This is a genomic window from Thalassoroseus sp. (assembly GCF_984380535.1).
In genome coordinates this window covers 83,466-96,672 of record NZ_CFHRBF010000006.1, presented here as the reverse complement: position 1 = coordinate 96,672, position 13,207 = coordinate 83,466, and the positions used below count along the sequence as shown (strand labels likewise).

Annotated in this window: 11 protein-coding genes; 9 read left to right on the top strand and 2 right to left on the bottom strand. The window is 54.6% G+C overall.

Annotation, left to right across the window (positions count from 1 at the left end):
- Positions 1-230: 230 nt before the first annotated feature.
- The 4 genes from AC5DDB_RS09645 to leuB all read left to right on the top strand — a co-directional run bounded on the left by AC5DDB_RS09645 (position 231) and on the right by leuB (position 6,387).
- Positions 231-1,244 carry an ROK family protein gene (locus AC5DDB_RS09645; RefSeq protein ID WP_491739507.1) on the top strand — a complete coding sequence of 338 codons (1,014 nt, stop codon included), beginning with the start codon at positions 231-233 and terminating at the stop codon, positions 1,242-1,244.
- An 85-nt stretch (positions 1,245-1,329) separates the two neighbouring features.
- Positions 1,330-2,940: a Ppx/GppA phosphatase family protein gene (locus AC5DDB_RS09640; RefSeq protein ID WP_491739506.1), complete on the top strand. Its 1,611-nt coding sequence runs from the start codon at positions 1,330-1,332 to the stop codon at positions 2,938-2,940.
- 52 nt (positions 2,941-2,992) lie between these two features.
- Entirely contained in the window at positions 2,993-5,098 is a 2,106-nt protein-coding gene (ppk1, locus tag AC5DDB_RS09635; protein WP_491739505.1) for a polyphosphate kinase 1, read from the top strand.
- A gap of 212 nt (positions 5,099-5,310) precedes the next feature.
- On the top strand, positions 5,311-6,387 hold the full coding sequence (gene leuB / locus AC5DDB_RS09630; RefSeq protein ID WP_491739504.1) for a 3-isopropylmalate dehydrogenase: 1,077 nt from the start codon (positions 5,311-5,313) through the stop codon (positions 6,385-6,387).
- Positions 6,388-6,451: 64 nt separating this feature from the next.
- Here the strand turns inward: leuB and AC5DDB_RS09625 are convergent, their stop codons facing one another.
- Entirely contained in the window at positions 6,452-7,885 is a 1,434-nt protein-coding gene (locus AC5DDB_RS09625) for an aspartate aminotransferase family protein (RefSeq protein WP_491739503.1), read from the bottom strand.
- Positions 7,886-7,981: 96 nt separating this feature from the next.
- A complete protein-coding gene (locus AC5DDB_RS09620) occupies positions 7,982-9,271 on the bottom strand; it encodes a Gfo/Idh/MocA family protein (protein ID WP_491739502.1) in 1,290 nt (429 codons plus the stop codon).
- 179 nt (positions 9,272-9,450) lie between these two features.
- Between AC5DDB_RS09620 and AC5DDB_RS09615 the strand changes: the two genes are divergently transcribed.
- From AC5DDB_RS09615 to AC5DDB_RS09595, 5 genes are all read left to right on the top strand, one after another.
- On the top strand, positions 9,451-10,125 hold the full coding sequence (locus AC5DDB_RS09615; RefSeq protein ID WP_491739501.1) for a GntR family transcriptional regulator: 675 nt from the start codon (positions 9,451-9,453) through the stop codon (positions 10,123-10,125).
- Between the two features lie 88 nt (positions 10,126-10,213).
- A complete protein-coding gene (locus AC5DDB_RS09610) occupies positions 10,214-11,248 on the top strand; it encodes a sugar phosphate isomerase/epimerase family protein (protein WP_491739500.1) in 1,035 nt (344 codons plus the stop codon).
- Between the two features lie 151 nt (positions 11,249-11,399).
- Entirely contained in the window at positions 11,400-12,038 is a 639-nt protein-coding gene (locus tag AC5DDB_RS09605; protein WP_491739499.1) for a hypothetical protein, read from the top strand.
- A complete protein-coding gene (locus AC5DDB_RS09600) occupies positions 12,035-12,310 on the top strand; it encodes a Trm112 family protein (RefSeq protein WP_491739498.1) in 276 nt (91 codons plus the stop codon). Before AC5DDB_RS09605 ends, AC5DDB_RS09600 begins: the two co-directional genes overlap by 4 nt.
- Before the next feature lie 20 nt (positions 12,311-12,330).
- Positions 12,331-13,098 (top strand): class I SAM-dependent methyltransferase, encoded by a 768-nt coding sequence (locus AC5DDB_RS09595; protein WP_491739497.1) that lies wholly within the window; start codon positions 12,331-12,333, stop codon positions 13,096-13,098.
- Positions 13,099-13,207 lie beyond the last annotated feature (109 nt).

Below are 13,207 nucleotides of genomic sequence, written 5' to 3'. Positions count from 1 at the left end.
GTGTTGGGCAGGGCGTACCCCACCGACTTTTCAAACGAATGTGTGCTGACCTTGGCACGATCACGATAGACGGCTGAAAAAGCGTATCCTCCGTGACGCGCTCGGTATAACATAGGCGTTCGATGATTTCCAGTCTGTCGGTTGATGGTGATTTCGGGAACATCTTGCATCCGGTTGGGTGTTGTTCTCTAATGCGCTCGCGTTTTCCTTCCAACACGATTGAGATCCGAATGAATGGGCAGACAGCGAAAAAACATTGGCTTGGTTTCGATCTTGGTGGCACCAAGATGCTTGCCACCGTATTCGACGAAAACTTCAAGATCCTAGGCAGCAAACGCAAACGTACGAAAGGTTACGAAGGCTTAGAGGCCGGTTTTCAGCGGATCGAATCGACGATTTCGAAAGCCCTTGAAGACGCGGAGGTTGAAGCCGAAGATCTCGCCGCGATCGGAATTGGCTGTCCCGGTCCGATCGATGTCGAACGTGGACGAATGATCGAAGCCCCAAATCTCGGCTGGCGAAACGTCGATATTGCCGACAAACTGAAAAAGGAATACGGGTGCGACGTTGTCGTGCTCAACGATGTCGACGCGGGCGTGTACGGAGAATATCTGTTCGGTGCGGGTCAACGGGCCCGGTGTGTCGTCGGGATGTTTCCCGGAACCGGCATTGGCGGCGGATGTGTTTACCGTGGCGAGATTATCCAGGGTCGTCACGTCACGTGCATGGAAGTCGGCCATACTCAAGTCATGGCCGGCGGACCGATCACCGGCAACAACCGACACGGTTCTTTGGAGTCGGTCGCGAGTCGGCTGGCGATTGCAGCAGCGGCGGCTCAGCAGGCGTATCGCGGTGGAGCACCGCATCTTCGCAAGGCGGTCGGAACTGATATCGCCAACATTCGCAGCGGAGCCTTAGCCGATGCCGTGGCAAACGGTGACGATGCCGTGAAACAGATTATCAAATCGGCGGCAACCTACATCGGCAACGCCGTCGGTGGATTGATTCACCTCCTCGCACCTGAGGTCGTGGTGCTGGGTGGCGGACTCGTGGAAGCCATGCCGGAGTTGTACGTCAAAACGGTCGAGAAAACGGTCGCGGACTTCATCATGCCGTCGTACAAAGATACCTACCGGATCGAAACCGCAAAGCTCGGTGACGATGCAGCCGTGCTCGGAGCGGCAGCTTGGGCCAAACATGTCCTGACCAACGACGCGGAACCTCCCACTTTGCAAGAGGACTAACTATCATGGGACATCGTCAAACACGAATGCGGTAAAGAACTTGTCGCGATCGCGTAACCATTATCCCCCAATGGTTCGAATTGAGATGGATGTGATTCAACCCCGCACCGACATTTCCCATCGGCCCGCCACTCCTGTTCATCCGGTGGCGGTCATCGATGTGGGCACAAGTTCCATCCGTATGGCAGTCGCGGAGATTCACGCTGACGGCCAATACCGCACGCTCGAAACGCTATCGCAGTCGGTAAGCCTAGGGCGAGACACATTCACACGCGGACGTATCGCTCGCTCGACGATTGAAGATGCGGTCCGCGTCCTCCGAAGTTATCGCAAACTTCTGCAAGAATACGGTATCGACCATAGCGATCAGATCCGGGTCGTCGCGACAAGTGCCGTTCGTGAGGCGGACAATCGGCTGGCGTTTCTAGACCGCGTGTACAGCGCGACGGGATTAGATATTCAGGCTCTCGATGAGGCCGAAGTCAACCGGATCACCTATCTCAGCGTACAACCGCTTCTAAAAACGAAACCCGAATTGGCGGCTGCGCGTTCGGTCATCATGGAGATTGGCGGCGGAAGTACGGAGATTCTTGTCGTCCATCGGGGTGATGTGTTGTACTCGCATACGTTCCGGCTGGGTTCGTTGCGGCTCCGGAAGATGTTGGATTCTCACAATGAAACGAGAAGCCAAGAACGTCAAATTATGCGGACGCAGATCGCGTTGACGGTCGAAGAAATTATCCGCCACGTGCCTGCGGCGGACGGACCGGACGACCAAGGCGTCGAGTTGATCGCCCTTGGCGGTGACGTCCGCTATGCCGCTTCGCAGGGTACGAACCAATCTCCGCTGCACGATTTTGAACGAGTTCCTCTTGCACACCTGCAGAAACTTGCGGACAAAACCCTCGACCGTTCCGTCGACGAATTAGTCCGCCGCGACCATCTTTCGATTCCAGAAGCCGAGAGCCTAGGCCCATCGCTTTTGGGATATGTGCTGTTGGCACAACGGTTGAAACTCAATCACGTTTTGGTCTGCGATGCCAATCTCCGGGACGGCCTGCTACAAGACATGGCCGCCCGCGACGCTTGGATGGACGATTTCCACGAGCAAGTCGTGCGTTCCGCAGTGAGCTTTGGTCGCAAGTTGCAATTCGACGAAAACCACTCGTTACATGTGGCCAACCTGTCGCGACATTTGTTCGAGCAGTTGCAAAAAGAACACGAACTGCCGCCACGCTTTGGTCTGATTTTGTACTTGGCGGCGTTGCTACACGAGATCGGCTTTTTCATCGGTACACGGGGCTACCATAAGCATACCTATTATCTCATCATCAACAGTGAACTGTTCGGGATGAGTAAACAAGACTTGCAACTGGTAGCGACGGTCGCCCGTTATCATCGACGATCATCACCGAAGCCCACGCATGAAATGTACATGCGACAGTCACGCGAACACCGGATTGCGATCAGTCAAATGGCGGCAATCCTGCGTGTAGCCATTGCCTTGGGACGTTCTCGGAGTCGTCGGGTCCGGGAACTTCAGTGCTCAAACGAACGCAATCAGATTGTGATCACAGTTCCCGATGTTGAAGAATTGGCCTTGGAACAACTCGCACTCAAACAGAGTGGTTCGCTCTTCGAGGAAATCTTCGGCAAACCACCGATGATACGAACCAAACCGCTGCCACAAGCCTAGACATTGAGACTTTTCACGCTCTTCCATTTTCCTTTTACTCATTGCCTTTTCCATGTCGCCAGAGCATTTCATCAACCGGGAACTGAGTTGGATCGAATTCAACAATCGTGTTCTCGATGAAGCCGTCAACGAGGCGAACCCCACGCTGGAACGGCTCAAATTCCTGGCGATCACTGCGTCGAATCTGGATGAGTTTTTCATGGTGCGTGTGGGTGGCTTGCAGATGCAGTCACGGGAACGCGGCATTTCTACCGACCCTTCCGGCTTGACCGCCGATCAGCAACTCGCCGCGATTAGCGAACGAGTTCATCGAATGGTGGCTGATCAATATTCCTGTCTCGCAGCGATCGACAAAGCCTGTGAAGAAGCAGGAATTCGCCGAGTGTCGTCCAATGATCTCCGCGAGAAACAGGCTCGTTTCCTTAGCCAACTGTTCGACCGCGAGATCTCCGCGATTCTTTCGCCGCAAGCAGTGGTGGGCGCCGACGATTTTCCGTTGCTGGCCAACCAATCATTGAATCTCTGTGTCCAACTCGAACCGCGTGCCGGCGAAGAGGACTCGCTGTTCGCCGTCATTCCGCTGGGACAGTCGACGCAACGATTCATCAGCGTTCAAGCCGAGCAGGGCTACGAATACATCTTGCTCGAGGAAGTCGTCGAGATGTTCATCGACCGCTTCTTCACAGGCGAAAAAGTCGCCGCGTGCGTGCCGTTTCGCATCACACGCAATGCAGACATGGCCGTCCGCGAAGATATGGCTTCGGACTTGCTTGCCGGCATGGAGGAAGTTCTCGATGAACGCAAAACCGGCGGCTGTGTTCGGCTAGAAATCGGCGACAACGTTTCGCAGGCCACTCTCCAGTTCCTCATGAACACACTGGGTATCACCGAACAAGACGTCTATCGCGCCCCGGGGCCGCTCGAGTTGTCGGCGTTCTTCCGACAAACCGACTTGAAGGGCTTCGATCATTTGCGCTTCGAGTCACAACGACCGCAGCTTTCACCGGAATTTGAACACGCCACCAGTGTGTTGGAGTCCATCGGCCAACGCGACGTGTTGTTATACCACCCATTCGAGAGTTTCGAACCTGTCGTCCGAATGATCGAGGAAGCTGCGGACGATCCCGATGTTTTAGCCATTAAACAGACACTCTACCGAACCAGTCGCAACAGCCCGATCGTGGCTGCCCTCATCCGCGCTGCCGAATCGGGAAAATACGTGACGGTGTTAGTCGAGCTCAAGGCACGTTTCGATGAGGCTCGCAATATCAACTGGGCACGCGAAATGGAACAAGCGGGTGTCCAGGTTGTCTTCGGCGTGAAAGGTTTGAAGACGCACGCGAAGATTTGCGTGATCGTCCGTCGCGAACCACAGGGCATCCGCCGGTATATCCATTTCGGCACCGGCAACTACAATGAGATGACCGCCCGGCTCTACACGGACGTTAGTTACTTCACCACCGATGAAACACTCGGCGGCGATGCATCGGCTTTCTTCAATGCCATTACAGGTTACTCACAGCCTCAACGATTCGACAAACTCGAGATGGCTCCGATCGGGTTGCGGGAGAAGTTGCTCGAACTGATCGCCGGTGAAATTCAACGCAAGAAAGATGGGTCCGATGCCCATATCCACGCCAAAGTCAATTCCCTCGCCGACCCGACATTGATTCAAGCCCTCTACGAAGCGTCCCAAGCCGGTGTGGAGGTTAAACTCAACATTCGTGGCATTTGCTGTCTTCGCCCAGGTGTTAAAGGACTGAGCGAAAACATCGAAGTCGTTAGCATCGTCGATCGTTACTTAGAACACAGCCGGATTGTTCACTTCCACCACGGCGGTGACGATATCGTGTTTTTCTCAAGTGCCGACTGGATGCCACGGAACCTCGATCGTCGGGTCGAGCTACTAATTCCCGTCGAGAGTTCCCATTGCCGACGACGATTGCTGAAAATCCTACGATCTTGCCTGCACGACAATGTCAAAGGCCGCAAGCTCCGGTCGAATGGCAGCTACGATCCGATTAAACCCAGCAAAGGGAAACGGCATCACAGCCAACAGTTTCTTTATGCCGAGGCATGTGAAGCAGTCCAGCGACAGGAAGATTCCCAGCGAACGGTGTTCGTCCCGTACTGGGCAAGCGACGGCGGCGCGATTTGACCTCCTCGTGGGGCACCTTGTTGTCACATTCACTCCGATCAGTCGGCCTGATGTCACGACTCTATGAGGCGTGGTAGACCGAGCTTTCCTATCAGGTTCTCGACTCTTGGCCTTTTGTTCTCTGCTTCGGTGTTGGGTGGAGGATCAAACCCGGCTTCATTACGATACGCCCAACCCATAAAACCTCTCACACATCTGCAAGTGGAACGGCCATGCAAGCCAAGATTGTTTTACTTCCCGGCGACGGGATCGGACCGGAAATCGTCACGCAAGGGCAACGGGTTCTAGAGACTGTTGCTCAGAAATTCGGTCATCAATTCGAATTTGTGTCAGCGATGATCGGCGGCTGTGCGATCGACGAAACCGGTGATCCGTTGCCGGAAGCCACGATCAAAGAATGCCAAGACTCGGCGGCTATTCTGCTCGGTGCTGTCGGCGGCCCCAAATGGGACGATCCCAACGCAAAAACCCGACCGGAAAAGGGGTTGCTGGGAATCCGCAAAGCACTCGACTTGTTCGCGAATTTGCGACCGATTCAGTGTCATCCACAGTTAATCTCCGCCTCTCCGCTGCGACAAGACATTATTGACGGCACCGACATTTTGTTCGTCCGCGAACTGACCGGAGGCATTTACTTCGGGGAATCGGGTCGCTCGACCAACGATGGCGTGGAATCCGCTTATCAGTCGATGGTCTACTCGGTACCGGAAGTGGAACGAGTCGTCCGCATTGCGGGTGAAGCGGCTCGCAAACGTCGCGGCAAAGTGACAAGCGTCGACAAAGCCAACGTGCTCGAACCATCGCGACTTTGGAGAAGCGTAGCCGCCCGTGTGATGCAGGAAGAGTTTCCAGAACTCGAATATGAAGTTGTGTTAGTCGATGCGATGGCGATGCACTTGCTGTCACGACCACGAGACTTCGATGTGGTGGTCACAGGCAACATGTTCGGCGACATTCTGACCGATGAAGCATCGATGCTGCCAGGGTCCCTTGGATTGCTACCGTCTGCATCCGTGGGAGCAAGCGGCCCCGGACTCTATGAACCGATCCACGGATCAGCACCGGATATTGCAGGTCAAGGAATTGCCAATCCACTTGCGACAATTCTCGCCTGTGCGATGCTTCTGCGACACTCTCTGGATCTGCAGGACGAAGCGTCCGCTATCGAATCCGCGGTTTCCCAAGTGCTCGATAACGGCCTGCGAACCCGCGACATTGCAGCCGGTGGCAGTGCAATCGGCACCACCGAAATGGGTGATGCCGTCGTGAAAGAACTGAACGCCAACTGATACTCAGCAATTCGTGATGCCATGCCCACGTAACGTCGTGGGCATGGCGGACCGCCAGTAAAACCTAGATATGTTGATCAGCAGCTTCTTGAGGTTTCAGTAGTCGTTCGGCTAGCTGTTCGATCAAGCGGAACATCAACACGAGCGATTCTTCCGCTTCGGCGGTCGACATTGTCAACGGTGGACTGACCCGCAGAACATTGCCCGCCAATGGGCCGAGCAGGTGAATGCCGTCGCCATCGGAACCGAGGTAACAGGTCTCGACGATTGCGTTTGCCACTTCGTGCGAACTCATCTCGCCGACTTCCGCACACTCGATGCCGAAGACCATGCCTTCGCCACGAACCTTCGCGATCAACTTCGTTTTCTTCAGTCGATCGAGCCCGGTCATGAAGATTTCCGACAGTCGGGCCGAATGCTTGATGACATCTGTCGACTCAAATTCGTCGAGCGTTGCCAACACGGCTGCGGAGGCCAACGGGTTTGCACTCCAGGTGTCTGAAGTCGCACCGTATTTCATACCGTTCAAGACGTCGCCACGACCGACAACCGCCGCCACTGGCATGCCGTTCCCGAGGCCTTTGCCTAGACAGACGAAGTCCGGCTCGACTCCGTATTTGTCGAACGCATACAACGACCCGGTCCGGCCGTAGTTCGCTTGAACCTCGTCGAGCACAAACAAAATATCGTGCTGACGACAGAAGTTCTCCAGCAGATGCAGGTACGCGGCCGGTGGGTGATAACTTCCCCCACCACCAAGATACGGCTCGGTGATCAAACAGTTAATACGCTCGCTGTAACGAGCCCACATCGACTTTAACTCTGCTTCGTATGCACTGAGGTCGAGGTCCGATGTGCAGCGACTGAGATCGTCGATCTCTTGCATTGGGAAGCTGATAAATTTCACGCGTGGATCACGATCAGGATCGTTTTCGGAACCAGTGACCGCACCGGCGAGACCTTTCTTGCCATGGAAGCCATGACGGGTCGCGAGAATGATATCACGGTCTCGATCACGAGCCAGACACGCCCAAAGGGCCTTCTGAACAGCTTCGGAACCCGAAGCGGCCCACGCGACAGTGTCGAGTCGACGACCACCACGGAACGACTGCACGCTGCGAAGCAATCGCTGGACTGCCAGCGTTTCGACTTCGGTAATCGCGTTGTAGGCCGTCATGGTAACGGCTTCGAAGTATTCGTTGTCGGTTACCGCGGTATTTTCATCCGACGGAGCCAAATGCTCCGGCTTCCAACCCATGTAGCCGGCGAATCGGCTCATCCATCGTTTCGGATTATGCCCCAGGTTGGCGACCAGCACTCCCGACGTGAAATCATAAAGACGACGCCCTTCGGGAGTCCAATGGAATACCCCCGCCGACTTTGCCAGCACGGCCTGTGTTGGCGTGTAAGTTCGCAACGACGGTGGCTCTTGACGAGCAATGACTCGACGGGCGGCGTTGGAACGGTCTTCGGCGGGAAACTCGATGGCATTCGTCATGAAAGCACCTGGTGGGCAGGAGGACAATGGCTTAAAAAATCAATTCGGGCAGGCATCTGCGATTAGCTTCCGTGCAGTGATATTTCCTTGGCAATCCTAGACTTTCGGCTCGTAGAGAACTTCAAATTCGCTCGACCCCGGACGGTACAACACCAATCCGCCATTGGAATCGTTTACTCGGACCACACAGTCGGGTTCGCCCGCGGTGTGGTGATCCAAAATTGCTTCCAAGGCCTGGACCGCAGCAACCGTTTGACGATCGGCGGTTAAGTCGTTGTAGGTCAGGCGACGCATTTCTGACAGGCGTTCCGCTCGATTCTCGGCAGGACCACCGTATTCGACATACCCAACTTCTCGCGCGAATCGCTCGATCACCTCGACGCCGTAACCTCGCTGAGACCGTTCGCCCCATGGTTCGACGACGGGGGCGTTGTAATGGTTGTTGATCGAGTTCTTCACACTGAACGGAGTTTTTTCTTCGACCGTGCATTCGACGCCACGTTTACGACTGTGGCCGTTCCACAATCCGTTATCGAAGCGGAACTGCACTTCTTGTTCGACATAGCCCGGGAAGTTGTCCGGCGTGACCCAAGAGGTATGAATATCGAAGGCGGCTTCACGACCGTCGCCATACTCGTAGACCATCCGCATCTGCACGCTGTCCCACGTCGGGCTGTCTTTCGGGGCGACAATCCCTTTTTGACCAGTCGCAGTGATCGTCTTGAGTTTTCCACCGAACGTGAAATCGATCAACTTAATATAGTGGACCGCCACATAGGTGCCCGGGTTGCGACCGGTAATCCATTCGGAAAACTGTGCGCCGGAGATTTGTTTGGGCTCCAGCAACGTGCAATACCCTGTGTTCACATGCTTCAAGACGCCGTCGACGACGAACGTCCGCAGCTTCTTGTGATCGGGATCAAGTAGTTTGTGGTACACTGCTTTCGCCAAAACACCACGTTCCCGAGCCGTCTCGACCAAATCATCGAGTTCCTGCAATCGCAAGACCGAGGGTTTCTCGACGAGCAAGTGTTTGCCGGCTTCGAGTACTTGTTTGGCAGCGGAATAGTGCCGGTCGTCGGGAGTGGCGACACAAGCAAAATCCACGCCCGTTTCAACCATCTCGGAGACGCCATTGTCCCCAGTAAAACTTTGGAATTCAGCCAATGCCGCCGGTGCGGAATCTCGGTAGCGTTCTGCCCGAGAACCGGTCCGCGATGCAACTGCATGCAGTTGGCAATCGATCGCACCGAATCGGCCATCGTAAAGCCGATCCTGAGCAACACGCTCAAAGAACGGCCGGTAAGTTTCGTCGAAAATCATCCCCATCCCGACCATGCCAGCACGCAATGATCGCTGGATATTTTGGCCCGCGTCGTCTGTCATACTACCTTCAACCAATCAACAAGTGGGTTCACTTTTATGCGTTTTGGAGCAGCTTGGATCGAGCAATTTGTCAAAAATTCGCATCAGTAACCTTGCGAACGTCTACATCGCTAAGCGAAAGTGTATGCACCTTAAATTTCTATTCGATTGCTGTCAACGACTAAATCTCCGAGAAATATATGCCGGCCCAAGAATTAAAGACGACGCCTCCTTCCGACGATGCATCTCTCGTGGACGATGTATACCATCAAATCCTCTTGCGGATTATCCACCAGGAATTGCCAGGTGGCACGGAACTGAAGTCCACCAGACTAGCTGCAGACATGGGTGTGAGTCGCACCCCGGTCGTGCAAGCACTAGGCCGACTCGCGGCCGACGGCATTGTGATGCAGCAACGCAATCACCGGGCCGTCGTCCGCGAGAATGCCGAGAATTGGCTCGTCGAACTGCATGAATTGCGATTGTTGCTCGAACCATCGGCAGCGGGCAGGGCGGCCACTCGAATTCCCGACGCAGTACTTGATGAGTTGGAACAACTCGCTACCGCTGCCAACCCGGATAGTAACCCGAATTGGATGCAAGCGTCCCGACAGTTCGACTACGCACTCCACCATGCCGTGGCGGAATATGTGGAGAACCTCCCGTTATGTGAAGCGATTCGGAAATGCTGGAGTTTCAAACGACTCTCGTATGACGCCGGTCAAGACACTGAGGAAACTCTCCGCAACGGGTACGAAGACCACTTGCATATTATGAAAGCGTTCCGCCTTCGCAGCCCGGAAATGGCGGAAGCCGCCATGCGTTGGCACTTGCAACACGCCGCCAGTTGGGGTGCTGGTAGCCGGATTGTGTAATTCGTTTTCGCTTGCCTTGAATCTCCGGACTCTGCGTTCAAGAATGGCCGGAGATTTTCGAACTGACCACTTAGAAAGCCATTGATTCATGTCGACGCGTCCGCAAGTTATCCTCAGTGCGTTTGCCGATGAGGCCGCCAATCACAAGACTGCCATCGAGCAATTTGTCGCTTTGTCCGCGATCGGGCTCAGTTATTACAGCCCACGTTTCCTCGACGTTCACGGCAACGGGGAAGTCAAGCATGTCGTTGAACTGAATGACGACGAACTGACCACGCTGAAAACCTTGCACGATGAATTTGGCATGAAAGTCACGAGCATTGGCTCGAGAATCGGCAAGGTCAAATTGCTGGACCAGGAAGACGGTTCACACAACAAATACGTGCCCTTCGAGGAGTATCTCGAAGGCGAAGTTGCCGCTACGATTCGGGTGGCCTTGGCTCTCGACTGCAAGTTGATCCGCGGGTTTTCCTTCTACCATCCGCAAGGCGATGACCCGGCGAAATATCTCGATCAAGCCACCGAACGGCTGACGGAAATCGTCAATCGGTGTGCGAGTGAAGGGTTGATCTACGGCTTGGAAATTGAACCGAACCTCATCGGCGAAACCGGGCAATTGTTGGAGCAACTCCACGAACGAGTTGGTCACGACAATATGGTCTTGATCTTTGATGGCGGCAACGTCGCGGCTCAAGACAAGAATCCGCTGACTTGCTACGACGAGTACACCGCAATGCGAGCGGGACTCGGTTGGATGCATATCAAAGATTACGCTCGCGACCCCGGTCACACCTGGATGGGGAACCGTGATGCGTCAGTCATCAACGAAGATAAACTCAAGAACTTTGTCCCGGCGAACATTGGCGACTCCGGTCATGAAATGGTCTTGCGTGACCTGAAACGTCACCTGCCAGCTTTGACCGAACGCATGCAAAAACTCGGTGTGCCAGGGTTCTTCTTGGAAGTCGAACCGCACCTCAAAGGTGGCGGACAATTCGGCGGATTCAGCGGCCCGGACGGCGTCGGCGTGGCGGTTCGCGCTCTGTGCGAAGTTCTGGATTACGTCGGAATCGACTATAAACTTCGCGACTTCGATGACATCCGTGAAGCTCGTGGGTTTTAGAACTCGTTCACGGATTCGTGTCTGTGGCGGATGCGGAATTGCGTTTGCACCCCGTCCGCCACGAGACAAAACGTGCGATGATCAACACTGAACTGTTCGGTTACAAAGTCTTCGGTCTGATGTCCCTACACTCCTTCCAAAGGTTCACCGAATGGCCGGCTATTATCTTTACACTCTCGATGCCGATGTGTTTACGGAGTTGACCAACAACCCGACCGAGAAGCATGGCCGAATCTTCGTAGACTACTTGTTCGACGATTTTGAGGACATCATAGAAGACTACGAAACCGAAGACAGCATCTGGCCTACTGACAAAGAGGCCTTGGTTGCGAAGATTGTAGAACGTTTTGCGTTGCCGGATTGGTATTCCGATCTGAGTTACGAAGATGCCTGCATCTGGGACACAATCGTCGGTTCCCTCGACGACAAACCCGGTCGAGAAATTGGCATCGATTTTCAGTGTTCGGACTATGAAAGCATTTACTGGGATTGTGCCGAAATTGCCGCGGAACAAGGTGCGACGATGATGGCGGAGCCCGCCTTCGGCAACGCCGGTTTCCGTTACTTTGGGAAACCGGAATCCGAATGGAATCCGTTCCCGATGTACACGTTCTATCTCCCCGAGGAGTCGAAGAAGCTGCTGGCTCAGCTCAAGCAAGTTGAGCCGCACTTTGCGACTCTCTCTCGGGAGGAAGGTGATCCCGGCGATCAATTCTTCGAAGGCTTGTTGCCGGTGGTAACCACCGCTGGGGAACAAAATCGCGTGTTGTGGGTTCAAACAGATACATGAGTCATCCCCGTTCTAGTCCGGCGAAAAGTCCATTTAATTTCGCCGCCGTCGAAAACTATATTCGTTGCCCGGCGTCGGGAGCGGAGTTGGTGTTGGCCGAGGATGCGCTCGTCAGTACCGATCCAGAACAGCGGCTGCGATATGCAATTGTCAATGGGATTCCGAATCTCATTGTCGACGACGCCGAAACGATGCCGCTTGCTGATTGGCAGACGGTCATGCAACAATCGGGTCGCGATCCCCAAACGGGTCGTTCACTCGGCAGCGATTAAATTTCAGAAGGGACTTCGAAATGCTCACCCGTCGTCTACTAGCCTTCGCTTTGTTTCTCATCGGATATTCCCATCAGCGCCAACTCATGGCTGAGGAGGAAAAGGCCACGAAGCCCGCTGCTGAGACGCGTTATGAAACTCGGGAACGACACGATCCCAATGGCATCGGTAAGTTCTACATGGGTCGGGAAATTGCCCGCGTGATGGGCTGGCAAGCCGCCCCGTGGTTGGAACGTCCCGAGCGTGAGAAGGAAGAAAAACTCTCGCTGCTCGTGAAGTCGCTGAAGCTGAAACCAGGCATGACGGTCGCGGACATCGGTGCCGGCAGTGGCGTCATTTCCGCGATGATGGCAAAGGAGGTCGGGGAAGAGGGCAAGGTGCTTGCTGTCGATATTCAAGACGAAATGTTGATGCTACTCGACAAGAAAATGAAAGCCCGCGGCATCAATAATGTCGAACCCGTCTTGGGGACCGAGAAGGATCCGAATCTCAAGCCCAACACCGTTGACCTGGCATTCATGGTCGACGTGTACCACGAATTCGCGTTTCCCTACGAGATGACCGACAAACTCGCGAAGGCCCTCAAACCCGGCGGACGGTTGGTGTGGGTCGAGTACCGCAAGGAAGACCCAAAAGTTCGGCGGATGATCAAACTCGTCCACACCATGACCGAGGCTCAAGTCAAAAAGGAAGCCTCACATCCCGAGTTCGGACTTGAGTGGAAGGAAACAATCGACGTGCTTCCGGTCCAGCATATCATCGTGTTCGAGAAGAAGACGAACGAGTAATGTTCAGTCGATCCCGCGATTTGGCTTTTCGACGAACTTCTTCGTATCACCCGCAAATCTGAGGATTGAAGATCGAGGATGGCGTTCGGACTGGGCGGCCAATTTCGCC